Origin of the sequence: Streptomyces avermitilis MA-4680 = NBRC 14893, from assembly GCF_000009765.2 — a bacterium.
Lineage (GTDB): Bacteria > Actinomycetota > Actinomycetes > Streptomycetales > Streptomycetaceae > Streptomyces > Streptomyces avermitilis.
The window spans coordinates 664,991-684,168 of record NC_003155.5 but is presented as its reverse complement, the minus strand read 5'-3'; the positions used below and the strand labels follow the sequence as shown (position 1 = coordinate 684,168).

Sequence of the window (19,178 nt, the reverse complement as noted above, 5' to 3'; positions counted from 1 at the left end):
CTCTGACATCAATGTCAGAGTCAAGTCGCGGCACTGGGAGGCAAGCCACGTGCGCATGAAGGAGATGGTCCGGCACACCGGAGTCCATGAGCGGCTACTGCGCTACTACGAGCAGCAAGGGCTTCTGGCACCGGCGCGGCTACCGAGCGGCTACCGCATCTACAGCGAGTCGGACGTGGAAACGGTGCGCCGTATCCGCTGCCTCCTGGCGGCAGGGCTCCCGACTTCTCTGATCGCTCAGGTTCTGCCCTGCATCCGCACGGACGACGATCGCCTCGTGCCCACCTGCCCGGACCTGGTCGCCCAGCTGGCGCAGGAAAGGGAGCGGATCACCCGCGCCATCAAGGAGTTGCAGGCATCCCGCACGATGCTCGACACCGTCATCGCCGCCGCGCCCGTACAGGGCGCTGAGACACTGAGATCGCCTCAGCCAGACGCTGACGAGGCAAGTTACTGACTTCGGCGTTTTAGGTCGGTTCGGTCTGTCGAGAGTGAGACCGGTCCCGGCGAGGAAGCCGCCGAGGATGCCGTGCTGGTACTGCAGCGCTTTGAGTCGCCGTGGAGACTTCAGTAGCTGGTGGGCGCCGTCGAGCAGGCGGATGTAGTCGTTCTCGCCGAGCGAGCGGCGCTCGCCTTTGCGGCCGGTACGCCGGCGCAGCCGGTAGCGGAGGCGGGTGGGCAGGTTCGGCTCGACGCACAGGAGCCCGGCCACCGACAGCCGTCCCCGACTGCGCCCCGAAACGCCCACCGTGGGGGTGATGCCGCGCCGGCCCAGGTGCGGCCCATGGGCGGCCGGCCGGTCACACCCGCTTCGTCCTCGAAGCAGATGAACGCACCGGTCGCCGCCCGGAGGGTTCCACCTCCTGGCAGGTCGCCTCCCGCCACGCGGTGACCGCGTCGTCGTCCCGCTCAGCGGCGGGCCGGCCAGGCATCTGCACGCGGTCCACACCTGGTCGTCCGTCCAGCCATGTGCGGCCGGTCCCTCGTCCAGCCAGGCGGCGAGCCTTGCGGTTGATGTGCAGTGCTCAACCCCGGGGAGGGCGGCGAAGAACCCGTCGCCGTCCAGCAGCCGCCACCTCGGTACCGGGAAACCGCTGAACGCCTTCTGGTTCTGCGGTGCTCGAGATTGCGGCACGCCCGCACCGTTCCGTGCCGCTCGGCCCGTTCGTCGTGCGGGTGTCCGCCAGGAGGCCGAAGTTCGCCGAACCTTCACCCATTTTGTCGGTGAACAGCTGGGCGCACTCCTTGCCCTACGCCACCTTGTTCACGCTCTTCGGGGTAGCCGCCGGACCCGTGTGTCGAGGCCATCGCGTACTCGTCACAGTCGACCGCCTTCGCCGAAGCATCGGACGTCAGACGGGGCCGCTCGATACTGCTTTCGCGCAGGCTGGTGAGCCGACCGGCGGAATGCGGATAGTGACCGCGTGGATCACATCGGAGCATAGTGATCGGATTCCGGTGTGTCGCCAGGAGGAGATCATGTGACGAATTCTTTAGGGCCCGACTCAGGGTCCCGCTCCGGCTCGCACGTGATGGTGCGACGGGGCCTGACGAAATCCAAATGCGCGCAGGCGGAAATGGTATGGGTTGCGCTGGTCCTGCTCCTGACGGCGCTGCCGGTGGGCTGGTGCGGCCTCAAGGACTTCAAGGATGCTCTGACTTTCCCGGGTTGCGTCACCGGAGCGGCCCTCATGGTGGCGGCCCTCATCATGCTCGTGGGTGTTGCCGCGGTCGTGGACTGTTGGATCCGAGGGCCGATTTCCAACTTTGGAGTGGTCGCGCTGATCAGTACCGGCGTGGCGTTGTTGACGAACGTCTTGCTCGCGTTTCAGACATGGAATGACGGCGAGAGAGTCGTCTACAAGGTACTGTCCATTGTGCTCAGCGTGGGTTCGCTATTGGCTGTCATCCAGGTGTGGCGAAGACTGGATGAGATCCCCACTCCCAAGCGGGTGGCTGCGGCACTCATTGTCTCCACGATCGTGGCGGTCGCCAATTTCAGCTACCAGTATCTCTTTCAGCCGCACCGGCGCGAGGTCGCCCCGCTCGTGCAGCTGAACGTGGGCAAGGCGGTGCTCAGTGCGGACCGCAAGGCGTTCTCCGTGCCGGTCGACATCAAGCTCGTGAACCACAGTGATGTGAGTTTCTATGTGCTGGGCGCCGAGTTCCACGCCATGGGAGAGGACGTGACGGTGAGCCCGACGGACCTGGACCGCTCGAAGTGGCGGGAGGGCGCCGAGCAATGGGCCAGATACCGGGAGAAGCACCCGCTCACCCGCAGGGAGGTCTACCAGCCCGGCAAGCTGGTGGCGGCGCAGCAGTGGATTCCCGCCGGACACTGGGTCGAGGCGAAAGATGAGGCGCTCACGCGAACCGTTGTTCAGCTTCCCATCGACACGCATTTCGACAAGCTGACGTTCTACGCCACCCTGAGCCTGGCGCGTAAAGACCGGCTCGTTATGGGAAATTTCGGAAGGCCTGGTTACTCCTGGCGGGGCGTCGAGCTGCCCCATTGGGTGAAGGCAGGGCAGGAGGACAACGACACCATCATCCAAACGGCCGATATGCAAGAAAACAATGCGATCGATCATTATACGAGAGAATCGCGCCGCGTCACTACCTATTGGCGCTTTGGTCTACATGGTGTAGACGTGGCGCCGGTCATCGTGCCGGTGGGTGAGGAAGGTCGCACATTCTCCGAACAGACGAACCGCGAGGTGCGGAACCGCTACGGTCTGATCGACGTCTTGGCGGGCCCGGTCGAACAGACGCTGGACGAGATCAAGAGCCGGCGCTGACCAGCCCCTCCAACCACACACCAGGGCGCGAGAGCTGTTCACGCGATCCCAGGAGCGGCACACGTCGATGAGCTCGTAGCCGTGTATCCGCAAGCCGCGGGCGTACGGCTCGTTGAAGGGGATCCTGACCGCTCGGTCGCGTGCGATGTGCCGGTTTGGTGTCAGTGGGTTGGTGTCGGTTCCGCCGGGAGGAGGGTGTGGGGTGGGGGAGTCGGGCGCGTGGGGTGAGACCACGGCGTGGTTGAGGGTGTCCGGTCGGCGCTGGTTGCAAGGTTGTTGGAGCTCGATGCGGCCGGGTCGCTGACCACGGCACACGTGCGTGCGGGCGCCGAGCTAGGCCCCGATCATCCCCATACCTGGCCGTGAGGCGGGGCCTTGCCTGGTGGCGGGGGAGCGGACACTGGGCCCGAAACACCCCCACACCTTGGCTGTTCGGCATGAGCTCGCCCGGTGGCGGGACGAGCCGGCCAGGGACGACGGCCTGGCCGTCGAGTAGTGGGTCCCGCCGGTCATGCTGCTGGATTGACCCGTGCCGATCGCTCAACCGGCCGCACCTCGTCGGCGAGTGCCACCCGATCGGTACGTCGTTCAGTGCTCGTCGCCGACCGGCGTCTGACGGGCGAGGAACTCGGCGAATGCTGCTGACTGCTTCGGCCCCATGTACCCCTGACGGCCATACATCGCCTGTTCTTCCAACCACGCCACCGTTTCGGCGTCACGCAGCTCTGCCACGACCAGCCGGCCCCGCGTGAGGGTCATCCCGCCGTGCGGGTGGCTGTAGCCGATGTAAGGCCCGTACGACGTCGGCCCCGGCGGGTACTCGTCTGCCGGCTCGTCCTGCGGCCGCGCGCCCTTGTTGTGACGTGCGGCCCAGTACTCCAGTGTCGCCAGCTCGGCCGCCGCCAGCAGCACCCCCGCCGGCTCGCCGTCCGCGGTGAGCCGGATGCGCTCGCCGGTCTCCTCGACCTCGGCGATCAGACACCCGAACTCGGGCGCTCCTTCTATCAGTTCAAAGTCCATACGCACCGACGCTACCCGCATCCCGGAGCAGGACCATGCCTTGAGTCTCTGGCTGTGTGTTGGTGGAGCGGCCCGGACCACGCCGGGCTCACCCCGCCATGCCATGGACACAGCCGCCGAAGCCGTCTCGGCATCGGAATCGACGTAGACCACGGCGCCGGACGCTCCTCCGTGTCGGTCTCCCCATCGCGGAAGGCGGTCAGACCGGCACACGGGAGCGGTTGGATCACATGGTGGGCCAGCTCGTTCCTGACGGCGAGAACTTCATCGGACGCGTGGGCGAAGCCGTATCCGGACATGGCCTTCCCTCTTCTCCTGGCGTACGCCGCCCTGTTCGCGTGCAGAAACGGATCCACGAGGGGCGTCGTGGCTGTGTCATTGCTGTCACTGCCTTGTCTGGGCCGCCGCTTCGTCGTCGGCGGGAATGTCCAGCCGGCCGGCCACGGTGGTCAGAGCCGTTCCCAGCGGGAGCGCGATTCGAGTGACGGCGTGCGGGTCGCCCCGCGTCGCATCCCGGTTGATGATCAGTACCGGCTTTCCGGCCTGAGCTGCCTGGCGGACGAACCGAAGCCCGGACATCACCGTCAGTGAGGAGCCCAGGACCAGCAACGAGGTCGCCTGATCGACCAGCGTGCGACAGTGCTGGACCCGCCGCGCCGGAACGGCTTCACCGAAGAACACCACGTCCGGTTTGAGGATGCCGCCGCAGGCCGTGCAGGGCACCACACGAAAGTCCCCGACCTGTTCGTCGGTGAGGTCGGCGTCACCGTCCGGGTTGATTCCGGCGGCAACCGGCTCGAATCCCACGTTGGCCTCCGCCAGCCGCAGGGCGAGTTCGCGGCGTGGGGTGAAGGCGCCGCAGGAAAGGCAGACGACCCGCTCCAGGCTTCCATGGAGTTCCACGACGCTCTCGCTGCCGGCGGCCTGGTGCAGGCCGTCGACGTTCTGGGTGATCACACCCGAGAGCAGGCCGTGGCGCGCGAATGCGGCCACGGCCCGGTGTCCGGCGTTGGGGCGGGCGCGGCCGAAAGTACGCCAGCCGAGGTGGCTGCGCGCCCAGTAGCGGCGCCGGGCCTGCACGCCGGCGGTGAAGTCCTGATAGGTCATTGGGGTGTGCCGGCTCAGGCTCCCGCCCTCGCCCCGGTAGTCGGGGATGCCCGAGTCCGTGGAGATACCCGCCCCGCTGAGCACCAGCACACCGCCGTTACTCAGCGCACGGGCGACCGGCTCCACATCCGTGGTAGCCGGTGGCAAGTCCTCGGGAGGAGTCCAGCTCAGAGTGGGACGCATGCGCATGCCGCCAGGGTACGCAAGCGGCTGCCACCACTCGGCTGTGTCAGCTTTGGCGGGCTCTGGCCCACGTCCTGCATGGCTAGTCACTGACTGTGACGACTTGTTGATCTGGGCGTGCAGTGCTCCGTATGTCGCTTCAGAAGGTGTTGCCGGGGCGCCTCAGGCCCGACAGCGGACCCCGTGGGGGTACGGGCGGTGCAGGCGGCAATCGCAGGCGTGACGCGCGCCTGGCGTCCTGAGGAGACCCCGGCTGAACCTGGCTTCAGCCAAATCGGATGGGCCGTGGGCTCTCCGAGCGATAGTTTGGCGCGATGATCAACCTGCAGGTTCGTCACGAGTCCGGGACCGTTCTGGCTGGGTCCGGGCATGGCGTCGCCTGGGACGAGTCGCTCGCAGAGATCGACCGGTCGCAGTTCCCCATGCTCGCCGGTGTCTGCCCGTTCGCGGATACCGTCTTCAACACCTGGCAGCTCCCCATGCTGGTTGAGGAGTTGGACCGTCTGCCCGCAGCGCGAGGTGGTCCCTGGGTTGACGCGGTGCGAGCCTTGTGCCGGACTGCGGAGGAAGGCTCCCATCGATACGTCTGGTTCGTTGGTGACTGAGCATGCGCCTCTGGTCCTGACCGCCGCCGGCATCACGCCAGTAGGACCCGATCGCGGGAAAGATCGAATCCTGCGAGCCCGAACATGTGGCGCATGAGCATCTTGACCCGGTTGACATGGCCTTCGACGACACCGGCGATCCAGGGCTGGGCGAGGCCCGCGATGACGGCCTCGAGGTCGCGTTCGAGGCGCTGGGCGAACCGCTGGAGGCCGGGCAGATCGGTGGCGACATCGACGCCCTGCTGCGGCGCCGTGACCAGCTCGCAGTCCAGCAGGTCCTGGCCGACTGACGGTGGTGGGCGGCTGCCCCGCCGGGCAGCTTGCGCCCCTGGGCAGGGGAGGTGGTCCTGCCCGTCGGTATCCATCGTGCGCCCGGACCTAGTAGTGAGAGACGTACTGTCCGTCGGAGGCGTCGGGGGAGGTGACCAGTCAGCCTGCCCTGTGGAGTTGGACCTGTCGCTCCGTGTCCACGAAGCCGAGCGCCCGGTAGAGGCGGATGGCGTGGTCGTCGGGGTCTGCAACGATGACGAGCTTGCGGATGCCTGGGGCGAGCAGCGCGCGCTGGGCCGCATGGTGGATGACGGCGGAAGCGAGACCTCGGCGACGGAAGTCAGGATGGGTCTCGACGTTCTGGAACCGCGCCAGCTCCGAGCCATCGGAGAACAGGCCGGCTCCGGCACGCAGGCGGCCCTCGACGAAGGCGCCGATCCAGCTTCCGTGACCGGCCTCGCACAGACTGCGGTAGCCCGCGACCCGTCGCTCGGCGAAGTGCCGACCGTCGCTGCCCGACGGCAGTCCGTAGCAGGCGAAGTGCAGTTCGAGCGCCTGGCGCCAATCATCGTCGCCGGTCAGTACACGGACGTCGGCGTGCGGGGCCGCGACCGGTGACACGAGCCGGTCCGCCGTCAGTACCGTGTTGACTTCGGCGGTCACTCCAAGCACTTGGTGTTCTGCCGTGTCCCCCACCAGGCCGGCGACGCCGTCCACACCAAAGGCTCGGTACTGCGTCTCCGGAAACTCCGCCTCGAACAACGTCGACCATCGGGGCGCGTCACCTGGCTGAGGCGGAACCTCGAACAAAAGAAAGTTCCCCCAGTGAAAACCGGGATTCGCCGGAGTGCGTACCACCAGGTGCGTTCCGTGGTCGGTGACCACTGCTCCACCCATCTTTAGCAACATCAAATCTGTGCGGAACCCAAGCGACACAATCTTCACCCGGCCGAGAGTACAGCGGGTCTTCCAATCACGATTTCAGTGTGTGTGGGGGGAGCTCCGCTCACATGGGAGCGCGGGCTGCGCTGGATCACCTTTTCGGCATCACCCGGGTCGCACGGCCAGGGAGTACATCACCACCTCGAATAGCCCAACGCCGGCTCTCGCTCCCAACGGAGTGGTGGCTTCCATATGACCCGACAAAATCATCACCAGCGACGGCCACGTCCATTCCGCGCCGTGCACGCCGACCGAGCACCTGTGGTGGGGCGACGGCTGGGGTGACCGGGCCGGCGAGGCCGCGGCCGTCGTCGACCAGCTCTTGGACGACCTCGGTGCCACCGTGGACCTGCACCAGCACTACAACGCCCCCAAGGACCTGACCGCCCTGTTCAACGGGGAACACAGGAAGGGTGCCGAACGTACCCGCGCCGCCCTGCTCCGCGCCCGTATGAGCCCTCCCCGCCCCGCACGCGCTGAGCCGCGAAGTCGTCATGACCGCCTCCCGGGTCCAGGGGCCCGCCGCTCCGGCCGGCCGAAGCCTCGGCGCTCAGCCGCGCTGGGCGGCGTCGTAGACGGCCCGCGCGGTCTTGTCGAGCGTCGGCCCGTACATCGGGGTGCCGCCGTCGCCCTCGCCGTCGCTGTTGACCGACACCACGGTGCCCTTGCCGGCGGCGGAGTTGAAGCCGGCGAGCCAGGGACCGCCGCTCGCGCCGCCGCCGAGGTCGCACGGGACGCGCTGCTCGCCCTCGGGGGCGCGCTGGGAGTTGCCGGGGCAGTACAGCAGTTCCTCGCCCCGCTGGGGAGTGGTCGCCGGACAGCCGAAGGCGGTGACCCGCTCACCGGCCGGACGGCTGAAGGCGATGTTCTGCGCCCCCACTGCGTCGGTGAGCCGCTTCCCCTTGGCCGGAGTGGCGACGACCATCGCCGGCTATGTCCTTGACCGTGTCCTCCGTCCAGGAGCCGAGGCGCGCGCACGCGGTGCCCGCGCAGTGAACGAGGCCGCGTGGTGGGTGCTCGATCCGATGTGTGCGCATGCCGCACGCGACCGCGCTGCGGTCGTCACCGTCTCGGTCCCGCGACGGCGTAGGCCGCGGTGCCGACAACCGCGAGGACCAGGGCCGTCCAGGTGCCCGCTGCCGTGCCGGGCGGCAGCAGCATCCAGCTCGCCACCCGCATCGGCACACTCGTCGGGGGCGGGGCGAAAAACGAGAACGAGAGCCAGGCGAACGGCAGCGTCCAGGCGTGCCGGCCGCCCGAGAGCGCCGCGCCCAGGGCGACCAGTCCCATCAGGCCCGCGCTGTCCCGGACGACGAACGCGGTGGTGGCCATGTCCTCACCCATCGCCTGCGCTGTCAGCAGCGCCGTGCCGACGACCGCACCGCAGAGCAGTACATGTGCCGCTCTGCGGGGCACCCAGCGGATCGCGGCCGTCCGGTCCAGCGCGAGGTCCTGCCCGCTGAGCCCGATCGAGGCTGCCATCGTCCCCGTAGCGAGGGCGAGCGCGGGCAGCCGCGGATCACCGGGCCCGCCGCTGCCGTTCCGGGCGAGTGCCCACACCGCCACCGCGCTGATCACCACCGCGGCGAGCGACGCGGGTATCTGACGCGAGCGCGCGTACAGCGTCAGCCATCTCACCGGGACGCACCGCCGTTCAGCGCGTCGAACGCATCGCCCTTGCAGGAGAGCGCGGCGGTGCGCATCGCGTTGATCCGCGAGAGCTGCTCGGCCCGCGGCAGCGCCTTGAGTTTCTTCCACACCGGGCGGGTCTTGGCGTTGACCTCGCGGCGCAGACTTGCCGGTGTGCCGGGAAGCGGCCTGAGGTCCCCGAGGACCCAGCCCACCGCGACGGTCTGCGCGAACTCATCGCTCCCGAAGCCGCTCCAGCCCACGGGGGTGCACCCTGGCACCAGGCCTTTGGCGATCAGGGCCCGGGTCAGCTCCTCGCCCTTCGCGGCGGCGATGAGGTCGTCGTCGAAGTCGAAGAGCACGGTCGTGCGGGACCACTGCGGCGTGGAGCCTTCTGGCAGTACGGCGGTGTTCTCCCGGACCGAGACCGGCGCCTGGCTGCCCAGGGCGCCATGCAGCAGGCGTAGCACCTCCTTACCAGGACCCGCGAGGTCGGCGAGTCGCGCCTGCTGCGTCTTCGTCACGCACACCGGGCCGTCGCACACCAACTCCGCGGCGGCCTCGTCGACGACATACATCCGGCGCGGATCGGAGGGAAGGACGAGCAGAGCGAGCGCCGCGCCCGCCAGGACGGGCGTCAGGGCCAGCAGCCGGGCGCGCGGGGTCGCGGCGACCAGCAGCGCGAAGCCGGTCGCGGCCATGGCGAGCAGCCAGATCGTCTGCCCGACGTGCACGGAGGCGGAGAGCGTGACGAGTGCGTCGCGCACCTCCTGCACCGCCGGTGACAGCAGGGAGACCCGGTTCGGCTCCGTGCTCGGGAGCCCCGTCGCCGTGGTCGTCTCCGTCCGGCCCAACGACGTCTGCAGGAGGACCGTGAACACGAAGGCGCCCATGGCCAGCGCGGGCGGGGTGAGCACGGATGGCAGGGCCCGCCCGGCCCCCATGCCCAGCACGGCCCCCGCGACGAGAGAGAGTGCCCCTACCAGCGAGATCGGCAACCATCCGAGGTGCGTGTACTCGGTGTTGGCGACCACCTGGACCGCGCCCACGAGGACGAGGAGCGCAAAGGCCGAGGCCAGCGTGAGCGCCGTCGCGCCCGCCAGCGTGGCCGCGCGGTGCCGGGCGGGCCGCGGAGTACTCGTCAGCAGCTCGGACATCTTCGAGCGGTGGTCGCGCAGGCCCTGCAGCGCCCCAAGCCCCACGGCGAGCGGCCACAGGTAGAACAGCACGGAGCGGGTCCACAGGGCCATGGACGTCCACTGGGCCGTCCACGCCGTGGTGCCCGTCCACCACGATCCGGGAATCAGGTACAGAAACGCCAGTGCCGTCGTCAGGACCACGGCGCCGGCCCACGGGGCGACGGAGCGCTTCAGCTCGATACGCAGGACGCGGACGTTCACCAGGTGCCCCTTCCCTGCTCGGGGTTGAGCAACATCGCCGAGTAGCCGCGCTCCAGCGGGCTGTCACCCATGTGCTCGGGGCCGCCCACCGAGGCCAGCTCGTCCGGAGGTCCCTGGAAGACCAGTCGCCCCTCGGCGAAGAGCACCACGTTGGTGCAGGCGGCGGCGACGTCCTCCACCAGATGGGTCGACACGAGTACGCAGGTGTCCGTACCCAACTCCTGCAGCAGCTCGCGGAAGCGCAGCCGCTGCGCCGGGTCCAGGCCGGCCGTCGGCTCGTCCAGCAGCAGGATCGTCGGGTCGTTGACGATGGCCTGGGCGATGCCGACCCTGCGCACCATGCCGCCCGACAAGGCCTTCATCCTCTCGTCGGCGCGGTCCGCCAGACCCACCCTCTCCACGGCGCGCTGCACGGCGGCGGGGATGTCCGCCTTGGGCACCTCCTTCAGCCACGCCATGTACTCGACGAACTCACGCACCGTGAAGCGCTTGTAGTAGCCGAACTCCTGCGGCAGGTAGCCGATCCGGCGGCGCAGCGCACGGTGCTCGCCCATGCCGCCCGCGGACTCGCCGAGCATCTCCAGGGTGCCCTCGGTGGGGCGCAATACTGTGGCCAGCGTCCGGATGAGGGTGGTCTTGCCCGCCCCGTTGGGGCCGAGGAGGCCGTGTACGCCGGTACCCAGCGACAGGTCGACCCCGTTGACGGCCATCCGCTTCCTGCCGACCCTGACCTTCAGCCCGGTGGCCTGGATCTGCCAGGCGTAGGCCGTTGGTGCGATGCCGGCCGCGCTTACCGCGGACATCATGTGGTGTTCCTTTCCGATGGTCATCGATGTGCTCCCAGCACGGAGTACGCGCCCCTGCGAGCGATCACGACAGCGGTACCGAGTGCGAGGACCAGTCCCCACACGGGCAGGCTGCCCGTCTGCAGGGCGAAGGTCGTACGGCTGGTGGCCAGGGTCGGCGCCACGACCGCGGCGGCCCACACGGCCGCCAGTGAGACAGCGGCGCGGGTCACGCCGACGACGCCGCCGAGCGCCAGGGTCGTCGAAGTGAAGGCCAGACAGGGCAGCAGCCACTGCGCGGCCGTCACGCCGGTCACCCATCCGGCCACCAGCAGCACGGGGACGACCACGGCGAGCACCGACGCGGTGCGCCGCAGCACCAGGTACAGTCCCGCCCTCGGTGCGGAGGCCGTCAGTTCGTACGCCGGGTCCAGGCCGCGCGACCACGACGCGGCGACGCCGAGGACGGGCAGGATCGGGGCGAGCAGCAGCACCAGCGACACCTCGCCGAAGCCGGTGTCGACCAGGTCGAGCAGGAGCGCGAGCAGTGTCACGCTCACGACCATGGCCAGCCACGGCATCATCGTGGGCGTCATCCACCTCGACAGCCGCGCCGACCAGCGCCGTTGGCGCGGCATCGTGGCGGTGGCTGCCAACTGGGGTTCGAGGCCGGACCACACGGTGCCGACCAGCGCCGCCACGGCGGGCGCCTCGGCTGTGACGGCGGCCGACAGCCGGTCACGGCACACCCCGCACGCCTCCAGATGGGCCTCCAGGGCCCACACCTCGTCGGCGGCGATGTCCGTGTCGCCGCGTGCGTAACCGTCGATGATCCGCATCGACGCGTGTTCCACGCTCATGCCAGCGCCTCCCGCATCGCGATCCGGGCCCGGCGGGCACGGGTCTTGACCGTGCCCTCGGGCAGCCCGAGCAGGACCGCGGTCTCCCGGACGGACAGCCCGTCGAGCACCATGGCCTGCAGTACCTGTCTGAGTTCCGGCGCGAGGCGCCGCAGCGCGTCGCCGACGTCACCGCCGACGGCCGTTGCGAGTGCCTCCTCCTCGGCGGCGGGCGCCGCGTCGGGGAGAGCGGCGGCGACCGGCGGCTCGGCGTGGTGGGCCCTGCGCCGGAAGGCGTCCACGAGGCGGCGTGCCGCGATCGTCCACAGCCATCCGGCGGCCGTCCCGCCCGCCGAGGACCCCGCGAACGCGCCCGCCGCGCGCCACACCGCCAGATACGTCTCCTGCATGACCTCGGCGACGATCTGCTCGTCGGCGCAGCGACGGCGCAGCCGCAACGCCATCCACGGCGCGGTACGCCGGTACAACTCCTCGAACGCCGCGCGGTCACCCCTGGCCACCAACCGGACGAGACGCTCCTCGTCCAGCTCGCGCGGTGCCTTCCTGACTGATCTCACACCGGCTAGACGCCCGAGCCGGGCCGCAGGTTTTCCCGCCAACGTGATCCCCGTCACACCCGGACGACGAGTCGTTGTCGGCCGGCGGAGTGCTCGCCCGTCACGCAGCTGCGGGCGCGCGCACCGCAGTTGTCACGGCGACCTGGGCCGCGGACACCCAGCGGGCAGCGGAGTTGGCCGAGGCGCTGCGGATCCTCGGAGCCGGCAAGCCGCGGATGCTCGGCTACGCCGATGCGCGTGTACGGCACTCGGCACCGGGCTGGGTGCGGTTGTGCGATGCGCCGCTCGACGAGGCGGTGCGTCGGTTGGTCGCGCACATCCGGGAATTCCCCCCCGGACGACGTGGTCACCCATGACGCCTACGGCGGGCTGCCCGGTCACCCCGATCACGTGCACACCCATCGGGTGACCGTACTCGCCGCCCAAGCAGCCGGACTTGAGCGGCTGTACCCGGATGACGGTGCCCCCTGGCAGCCGCATGCCCTCTACCTGGCAACGCACCCGCACTCGGCCGTGCCGGCGCTGAGAGACGTGATCGGTGCGCGTAAGGCGGTGTACAGCGTTCCGGATGGACAGGTCACCGCGACTGTTGATGTCGGCCCTTGGATGGAGCAGAAGATCGCTGCCGTACTGGCGCATCGCACCGAGGTGGAGCGGGGAGCCCTGCCGGGGCTGGTCGCCGGTCTTCCGGCGGATGTGCGGGAGCGGTTGTTCGCTACCGAGTGGTTCATCCGCCACGACCCTTTTGCTGCGGCGGGGGTCCAGACGGAGCTGACTGCCTGACTGTGCGGTCCGGTCCATCGACCGGTCCCTGCCCAGGGCCGACTGGGACTGGGGAACAGCGCTGGTCACAACTGCCCCAGGGCAACCAACACTCCCGCGCACGCGTCGGACAACACATGCAACGCGAATGGCTTTTCTCGCTCATCCCGCTGACGATCGGCGTGGTCTTCCTCAGCTTCGGCGTTTACGGACTCCGCCGCGCCAAGGCCCTGCGGCGCACCGGTGTCACCGCACCGGGACGGATCGTCCGCCACGACGTCAGACGAGATGATGACGGTGCCAGGTACCACCATCCGGTCGCCGCCTGGACGACCCCCGACGGCCTCGAGTGCGAGCACTCGTCCAGGTTCGGCCGCGGCTCCATCGGCGGCCGCTTCGGCGTGGGCGCCCTCGTCGTGGTCCGCTACGATCCGGAGAATCCCCGCCGATTCGAAATCCAAGGCTGGGACTCAGCGATAGTCGACCGGACGTTCACCATCTTGGGAGCGCTGCTCACAGCGGCCACGTTGACGGTGTTGCTGGTCCGGCTCCTTACTCTCTGACAGCCGCAGCAGCGGCCGCATGTCCGCAACGAGGGACCCGGACCGCCACCGCCCAGGTCCCTTCGGTGACTGCTACTGCTCGGCCTGGCAGGACGTAACGCCCCCAACTGGAGTACGCACGGGTTCCTGGGCGTGCAGCAGCGGCGTGGTCGGGCGAAGTCAGCAGGCAGGAGACCCGTGTTCGGGGCGTCCCACGTGAGCGTGAGATTCCTGCGATCACTCGCAGATTCTGCGAGTGGCCCTCGCACTCTGCGGGTTCATGGGACGCGTCCTGATCGAGCGCCGCCGTTCCACCGTACGGCGAGTTCCCTGGGAGCGGTGGTCAGGTGGTGAAGGGCGGCGTCTCCTGCGGCGTGAGGTCGTCGCGCAGACGTAGGAAGCGGCCCGGGTGCCACGGCGGAGTCCTGCGTCGATGGCGGTGTCGGCGACGAAATCGACGACCGGGTCTGGCCGGACGGGGCGTACTCCAGTTCGCCGCGGGTTCCCCACCCGGCGCTGAAGTGCCTCCCATGCCAAGGGCGTTCCGGTCCGGCGGGCGCCAGCCGCCGGCCCAGGTCGCGCCGGACCGCGGTGTTCAGCGGAGTGGTGCGGGGCGACCAGACGCAGGACACCGGCATCGTCATAGCGGCTCAGCAGGAGGGTGAGCGGATTCTTCAGGGACCCGGTGACACCGCCGATCACCGCTTCGGACGTGATCTGGGTGCACTGGTGGAGTGTCGGTATTCGAGAGCTGCAGTGTCCGCCCGCAGGCCGAGCAGCCCCGCACCCGACCCGGTCACGTCAGCGGTGACAAGGCGTACAACGGGCGCTGTCTGCGCGAAGACGCCGTATCACGCACACGATCCCGGAGCCGAGGGACTATAGGGCGAACACACGGTCGCCGGCACCTCGCAGGACTCGCCGCCTACCTTGACCCCGAATCCTGGACACGGGTTGTGCGGCTGGTGTGAGCGTAGTTGCTCAGAAACTGCTGGGGTTCACTCGTCGATGACGTAGCCGACGTGCCGACCGCAGAAGTATCCGCGCACGATGTGAGGTTGGTGCTGTCGGCGGTGAAAGAACCGGCGGGTTTCGGAGGCGAGTTCGGTCTGGTTCCTGGCCCGGTGAGTGTGGGGCAGGCTGCGCTTGAGGTCGGCGTCGACGAGCTCGTCTGGGTTCAGGTCGGGTGAGTACGAGGGCAGGAAGTGCAGTTCGACCTGGTCCGACCGGATGCCGACCTGGTCGGCGAACAGCACTACCCCGTTCTCAGCCTTCGCCCGGGCCGGGATCGCCCGCCACGTCTCCTCGCGCCAGATCCGGACCGCCTCCGGATCCTGCTGGATCGCCCGCTTGTCCGGCCGCGGGAACGTCAGCCCCCACCGCATGAGGTACTTGCCCACCCCCGGCTCGGTGAAGCGGACCCTGTACAGCTTGAAGATCGGCTCGCCCACCAGCCTCCGCGTCCACAGCTGACCGGAAAGACCCAGGTCGGAAGGAGCGTGGTCGAGGACGGCCTGTCGAACACCGGCCTGCTCGGCCTCGGACAGGACCTGATGATCACCCGCACGCCGGCCCCGCGGACGGGACAGCAGTGCGTCCCGGCCACCCGCCTGTCACCTCGCCCACCACTTGTCCACGGTCCTGACCGACACTCTGTACAGGGCGGCAACCTCCGACCGGCCCCGGCCCTCCATCAGTGCGGATACCGCCAGCAAACGCACAGCCTCCTGCGCGTCCGGTGACCAGGTCCGCGCATCCTCCACCAGATCACTCGCACACCGTCAACGAGCGTGAAAACAAAGCGCTTCGGATCAATAGAACAGAGCCAGTCAGCTGCATTTGAGGAGGTGGTTGCAGGTGCCTGTGCCGAAGGCTGCGCCTTGGGAGAGACTGATGTCACTATTGAGCACGTAGAATCCACCCGACTTCGCCGGAATCACGATCATTGTTTGGTTTCCCATTTGATCGGACGAGACCACATTGCTCTGCAGGAGGTTGAAGAGGTTGTCAGTGGCGAGGTCCTTGACATGGAGGACGCGATAGACTTGTCCCGGCTTCGAGTCGCTGGGCACCGTCAGGAGTTTTTTCGCCCAATCGCCTGGCGTGGTGGCGATTTCGCTCGGCGATCTTGCATCGAGGTACGTCTTTGCGTCCGACTGGAAGGTGGCGATGTGGATGTGCAGCTGATCCTGTGTGCGTTTGTCTTTCGAGTTGATCCCCAAGCCGGTGGTGGTGGGGCTCCCGTAGGGACTTCTTACGTATCCCCATGCAGCATTCCAGTAGTTCGGATCACGGTGCGTCCAGATGTCGCGGCACTCTATTCCCTTTTTGCGGTCTGTGGGGACCAGTAGCCAACCGCTCGCGCCAGTCGCCCCGCCGTTCATCACGGACCAGTGATTTTGCTTGTCCAACTCTATAAGGGGATTGCATTGGCTGCCGCCAGTCCCCGATCGCCAATGAACGATCTGCCTCCAGAGGTAGAGCCTTTCACCGTCACTTTCCTGGCCGCATTCGGGGGTGACATCCGGCGGGGTGCCGGGCTGGTTTTCCCAGTGGTTCTCGGACATGTGTCGCCTCCGTAAGGTCTGGGCATACGGCCGTAGCCGCCCTTCGGGACTTCCGGATTATCGCGATCTGTGTCAGGTCGTCTGCCGGGAGGGCGGGGTGGTGTCGTGATGACCCTTCACCCTCAGGCCCCTCGAATCTGCCCGAGCGGCAGTCGGTCCCGGCCATTCCTGAGCGAGATCCAATTTTGCTGCGAATCGGGTCATGGAAGGCTCACAACCACCTTGCCACCATCCAACGGGCAAATCATCTGCTATCCATGTGGGCATCTCGCCTTCGCCCATTTGGAGTACCGCATGCCCTCTTCGGCTTGACAAGACCGCGACAGTGGGTGCCGGAAATCAGCCTCGGTGTTTCAGTTGCCGCCTACGGGATGTAGTAGATCGTCAGCCGCTGGGTGGCCTGGGCTCCGTTGGGTGTGGGGCACGACAAGGGCCGGCGCGGTGGTCGTGGTCTCCGAGGTCTTTCGGTCGTGGTGGTAGGGCACGCTCGTGCTCAATCGACCGGACGAGGCAGGAAGGCAAGACGGTGGAAGGCCCTGGCCAGCTGCCGTCGGCCTCAAGGAGGTCGAAGACGATCAGGTAGGCCGGACTGCGTGCGGCGGCCTGGGCGGCACTGGGCCCCCGGCGGCGCGCGGTTCTGGAGTTGGGGGAAGTCCAGTCGGCCGCCGTGCACGACGAGCTCGCCGTCCAGGACGAGGGCCTTGCCCAGAGCGGAAGCCGCCGCCGCGGCGATGTCCGGGAAGGCGAGGGTCAGGGCCCCGGTGTCCTAGCTCAGACACCAGGGGACAAGTAACCCGCCGGTAGGTGTCTGAGGCCCGGATTCGCCGTTGCCGGGCGCCGGGCAGCTCGTTGAGCGGTCTGGGTGAGCGCCTGGAAGGTCGACGGCGAAGGGGCGGGCGTGCGACAGGAGTGGTCGCTGGAAGACGTGGTGGCGTGCTGGACGTTGGTGGAAGGCGACCGGGACTTGGTGGCGAACAAGTCCGGGCCGACCCGGCTGGGCTTCTGTCTGATGCTGAAGGCTGCGCTGCGGCACGTGCGCCGGTACTTCATCACCGTCGACAACCTGCGCGCCGCGGTGAGGAAGTTGGTGAACGCCACCTTCGCCGCCCGTGATGCCGCCTGGTGGGGGCAGGGGACGGCGTGCGCGTCGGACTCGAAGAAGTTCGGGTCCTGGTCTTCGAACTTCATGACTGAGTACCACGCCCGCTATGGCGGCAACGGCGTGATGATCTACTGGCACGTCGAGAAGAAGAACGTCTGCATCTACTCCAAGCTCAAGAGCTGTTCGTCGTCCGAGGTCGCGGCGATGATCGAGGGCCTGCTGCGGCACTGCACCGACGCCGAGATCGAAGCCAACTACGTCGACACCCACGGCGCCAGCGTGGTCGGCTTCGCTCTCACCGAGCTGCTGAACTTCCGGCTGCTGCCCCGTTTGAAGAACATGGGCAGCATCCGCCTGTACCGCCCGGACGACAGCCCGCCCGGCTGGCCGGCCCTCGGCGCCTCTCTCACCCGCCCCATCAAGTGGGACCCGATCGCCCAGCAGTACGACCAGATGGTCAAGTACGCCACCGCGCTCCGGCTGGGCACGGCGGAGGCGGAGCAGGTGCTGCGGCGCTTCACCCGCGGCGGACCCAAGCACCCCACCTACGCCGCTCTGGAAGAGCTCGGCCGCGCCGTGCGCACGATCTTCGCCTGCGACTACCTCGCTAGCCCCGACCTGCGCCGCGAGATCCACGGCGGGCTGCAGGTCGTGGAGAACTGGAACAGCGCCAACACGGTGCTCCACTACGGCAAGGACGGCGCGCTGACCGGGCCGGACAAGGAGCACGCCGAGACCTCGATGCTCGCCCTGCACCTGCTGTGCGGTCCGCACTCGTGCACGTCACACCCTGCTGGTGCAGCAGGTCCTGGCCGAGCCGGCCTGGGCGAAGAAGCTCACCGATGAGGACCGGCGCGGCCTGACTGCACTGTTCTGGTCGAACGTCAACCCGTACGGAACCTTCCGCCTGGACATGGACAAACGAATCGACCTGGGGCTCACGTTGCCCCGGCCCCGAACCCAGGCGGGCGCCGGCGACCGATCGGGCGCGGAGACACGATGAGGGACTTCGCCGACTCACCGGCCCCGGAGGCCGCCTGGTGGGCCCTCGACCTGATGCGCGGCTACGCCGCACGCGCCCCCAACGCGACACATCGAAGGCTCACCTGCTGCCTTCGGCCAATGTGTGTGCGACCAGTGCGTTGGCATGCCCGTGGCCCAGGCCGTGCTCGGCCTTGAGCCAGGCGACGAGTTCCATGTGCTTGGTCAGCGGCGAGGTGCGGATGATGTCCTTCCACTCCGCTATGGGGCGGCCGTACTTCTTTTCGATCGCGGGGAAGTAGCTGACCGGGCCCTTTGCCGGTGTGGTCATGCGGAGGTCTCCTGTCGTGCGGTGATGGGCGTGGTGCGGTTGCTCCGGGCGGCTGAGCAGGGCTGCTCCCGCTCTGCGGGGAGAGTCAGGCGGGCGGTGACGGCGCTGAAGCCGAGCAGGCCGAGACCTGCTCCGGCGGTGAAGGCCGCGACGGTGGTGGCGGAGGCGGCGAATCCGGCGAGGACCCCGACCGGCACGAGGCGGGCGAGCATGGCCCAGCCTGGCTGCCGGCGCGCGGTGAAGTGCCGGGCGAGTACGAGCAACGCGGCGCACAGCGCGAGATAGCCACCCGCGCCGGCCAGCATATGGACGGTGCCGTGTGCGCTCAGCGAGGTGACTCGGCCCACAGGGGCGCCGGCGGGAAACCCGGCCCCCGGGTCGGCGCGGAAGACCCCGGCGAGCAGGAAGGAGGCACCGAACGCGCCGAGCAGGCGGGGCGCCCAGGTGCCGCCGGGACCATCACGTAGCTCCTGGCGTATCGCGATCGCGCCGCCGATGACCAGCAGGCCGGTGAGGAAGAAGACGGTGATCTGGATCCAGCCGAAGGCGCCGAGGCTGAGCTGGCTGAGGGCGTTGCGGGTGAAGTCGAACCCGTCGCGCGTCAGGCCCTGGGCCAGGCCCGCTGCAAGGAAGAGTGGGCCTGCCGTGATGCCGGCAGCCGCCAGGAGCCCGGGCGCCGCGCGGGCCGGGGTCATGCCGCGAGCGGCTGGAGGGAGCGTCTTGGACATGTGGAACCA

The 19,178-nt window shown here is 68.5% G+C and carries 20 protein-coding genes and 4 pseudogenes; 8 read left to right on the top strand and 16 right to left on the bottom strand.

Annotated features, from left to right (window positions below; genetic code table 11):
- Positions 1-49: 49 nt before the first annotated feature.
- Positions 50-457 (top strand): MerR family transcriptional regulator, encoded by a 408-nt coding sequence (locus SAVERM_RS03185; protein WP_042492681.1) that lies wholly within the window; start codon positions 50-52, stop codon positions 455-457.
- A gap of 12 nt (positions 458-469) precedes the next feature.
- Here SAVERM_RS03185 and SAVERM_RS45790 read toward each other — a convergent pair.
- Positions 470-1,009, bottom strand: a pseudogene (locus tag SAVERM_RS45790) (hypothetical protein); the annotation flags it as partial.
- Positions 1,010-1,481: 472 nt separating this feature from the next.
- Between SAVERM_RS45790 and SAVERM_RS03180 the strand changes: the two are divergent.
- Positions 1,482-2,798, top strand: coding sequence for a DMT family transporter (locus SAVERM_RS03180; RefSeq protein WP_010981978.1), 1,317 nt, complete (start codon positions 1,482-1,484; stop codon positions 2,796-2,798).
- A 588-nt stretch (positions 2,799-3,386) separates the two neighbouring features.
- Here SAVERM_RS03180 and SAVERM_RS03175 read toward each other — a convergent pair.
- Both SAVERM_RS03175 and SAVERM_RS03170 read right to left on the bottom strand, forming a co-directional pair.
- A complete protein-coding gene (locus tag SAVERM_RS03175) occupies positions 3,387-3,818 on the bottom strand; it encodes a hypothetical protein (protein ID WP_010981977.1) in 432 nt (143 codons plus the stop codon).
- A gap of 384 nt (positions 3,819-4,202) precedes the next feature.
- A complete protein-coding gene (locus SAVERM_RS03170; RefSeq protein ID WP_010981976.1) occupies positions 4,203-5,114 on the bottom strand; it encodes an NAD-dependent protein deacetylase in 912 nt (303 codons plus the stop codon).
- Between the two features lie 308 nt (positions 5,115-5,422).
- On the opposite strand from SAVERM_RS03170, the gene SAVERM_RS43825 reads away from it, so the two are divergent.
- Positions 5,423-5,713, top strand: a complete 291-nt coding sequence (locus tag SAVERM_RS43825) for a hypothetical protein (RefSeq protein ID WP_010981975.1) — start codon at positions 5,423-5,425, stop codon at positions 5,711-5,713.
- A 32-nt stretch (positions 5,714-5,745) separates the two neighbouring features.
- Here the strand turns inward: SAVERM_RS43825 and SAVERM_RS45785 are convergent.
- The 8 genes and pseudogenes from SAVERM_RS45785 to SAVERM_RS03130 form a co-directional block, all read right to left on the bottom strand.
- A pseudogene (locus tag SAVERM_RS45785) lies at positions 5,746-5,940 on the bottom strand (ISL3 family transposase); the annotation flags it as partial.
- A gap of 202 nt (positions 5,941-6,142) precedes the next feature.
- Positions 6,143-6,928: a GNAT family N-acetyltransferase gene (locus SAVERM_RS03160; protein WP_010981973.1), complete on the bottom strand. Its 786-nt coding sequence runs from the start codon at positions 6,926-6,928 to the stop codon at positions 6,143-6,145.
- 547 nt (positions 6,929-7,475) lie between these two features.
- A complete protein-coding gene (locus SAVERM_RS42170; protein WP_010981971.1) occupies positions 7,476-7,850 on the bottom strand; it encodes a trypsin-like serine peptidase in 375 nt (124 codons plus the stop codon).
- 137 nt (positions 7,851-7,987) lie between these two features.
- Positions 7,988-8,563 (bottom strand): hypothetical protein, encoded by a 576-nt coding sequence (locus tag SAVERM_RS03150; RefSeq protein ID WP_010981970.1) that lies wholly within the window; start codon positions 8,561-8,563, stop codon positions 7,988-7,990.
- On the bottom strand, positions 8,560-9,954 hold the full coding sequence (locus SAVERM_RS03145) for a hypothetical protein (RefSeq protein ID WP_010981969.1): 1,395 nt from the start codon (positions 9,952-9,954) through the stop codon (positions 8,560-8,562). Before SAVERM_RS03145 ends, SAVERM_RS03150 begins: the two co-directional genes overlap by 4 nt.
- Positions 9,951-10,784: an ABC transporter ATP-binding protein gene (locus SAVERM_RS03140; protein WP_010981968.1), complete on the bottom strand. Its 834-nt coding sequence runs from the start codon at positions 10,782-10,784 to the stop codon at positions 9,951-9,953. Before SAVERM_RS03140 ends, SAVERM_RS03145 begins: the two co-directional genes overlap by 4 nt.
- Positions 10,781-11,599: a hypothetical protein gene (locus SAVERM_RS03135; RefSeq protein WP_010981967.1), complete on the bottom strand. Its 819-nt coding sequence runs from the start codon at positions 11,597-11,599 to the stop codon at positions 10,781-10,783. The genes SAVERM_RS03140 and SAVERM_RS03135 overlap by 4 nt, the downstream gene beginning before the upstream one ends.
- Positions 11,596-12,156: an RNA polymerase sigma factor gene (locus SAVERM_RS03130; protein ID WP_037651829.1), complete on the bottom strand. Its 561-nt coding sequence runs from the start codon at positions 12,154-12,156 to the stop codon at positions 11,596-11,598. Before SAVERM_RS03130 ends, SAVERM_RS03135 begins: the two co-directional genes overlap by 4 nt.
- Before the next feature lie 74 nt (positions 12,157-12,230).
- Between SAVERM_RS03130 and SAVERM_RS03125 the strand changes: the two are divergent.
- From SAVERM_RS03125 to SAVERM_RS43585, 3 genes and pseudogenes are all read left to right on the top strand, one after another.
- Positions 12,231-12,939: pseudogene (locus SAVERM_RS03125) on the top strand (PIG-L family deacetylase).
- Between the two features lie 116 nt (positions 12,940-13,055).
- A complete protein-coding gene (locus SAVERM_RS03120; protein ID WP_010981965.1) occupies positions 13,056-13,481 on the top strand; it encodes a DUF3592 domain-containing protein in 426 nt (141 codons plus the stop codon).
- Positions 13,482-14,221: 740 nt separating this feature from the next.
- Positions 14,222-14,358: pseudogene (locus SAVERM_RS43585) on the top strand (IS5/IS1182 family transposase); the annotation flags it as partial.
- A gap of 100 nt (positions 14,359-14,458) precedes the next feature.
- On the opposite strand, the gene SAVERM_RS44340 reads toward SAVERM_RS43585, so the two are convergent.
- From SAVERM_RS44340 to SAVERM_RS39520, 3 genes are all read right to left on the bottom strand, one after another.
- Positions 14,459-14,911, bottom strand: coding sequence for a winged helix-turn-helix domain-containing protein (locus SAVERM_RS44340; RefSeq protein ID WP_010981964.1), 453 nt, complete (start codon positions 14,909-14,911; stop codon positions 14,459-14,461).
- Positions 14,912-15,073: 162 nt separating this feature from the next.
- Positions 15,074-15,154 carry a helix-turn-helix domain-containing protein gene (locus SAVERM_RS44335; protein ID WP_237529069.1) on the bottom strand — a complete coding sequence of 27 codons (81 nt, stop codon included), beginning with the start codon at positions 15,152-15,154 and terminating at the stop codon, positions 15,074-15,076.
- Positions 15,155-15,289: 135 nt separating this feature from the next.
- Entirely contained in the window at positions 15,290-16,027 is a 738-nt protein-coding gene (locus tag SAVERM_RS39520) for a CDP-diacylglycerol diphosphatase (protein ID WP_010981963.1), read from the bottom strand.
- 862 nt (positions 16,028-16,889) lie between these two features.
- Here SAVERM_RS39520 and SAVERM_RS39510 point away from each other — a divergent pair.
- Complete coding sequence (locus SAVERM_RS39510; protein WP_010981962.1) at positions 16,890-17,975, top strand: Tn3 family transposase; 1,086 nt, start codon at positions 16,890-16,892, stop codon at positions 17,973-17,975.
- Positions 17,926-18,132, top strand: a complete 207-nt coding sequence (locus tag SAVERM_RS43820; protein ID WP_197586443.1) for a hypothetical protein — start codon at positions 17,926-17,928, stop codon at positions 18,130-18,132. The genes SAVERM_RS39510 and SAVERM_RS43820 overlap by 50 nt, the downstream gene beginning before the upstream one ends.
- 99 nt (positions 18,133-18,231) lie before the next feature.
- On the opposite strand, the gene SAVERM_RS03095 is transcribed toward SAVERM_RS43820, so the two are convergent.
- Together SAVERM_RS03095 and SAVERM_RS03090 are read right to left on the bottom strand one after the other, a co-directional pair.
- Complete coding sequence (locus SAVERM_RS03095; RefSeq protein ID WP_010981961.1) at positions 18,232-18,441, bottom strand: DUF4287 domain-containing protein; 210 nt, start codon at positions 18,439-18,441, stop codon at positions 18,232-18,234.
- Positions 18,438-19,169 (bottom strand): DUF998 domain-containing protein, encoded by a 732-nt coding sequence (locus SAVERM_RS03090; protein WP_010981960.1) that lies wholly within the window; start codon positions 19,167-19,169, stop codon positions 18,438-18,440. Before SAVERM_RS03090 ends, SAVERM_RS03095 begins: the two co-directional genes overlap by 4 nt.
- Positions 19,170-19,178 lie beyond the last annotated feature (9 nt).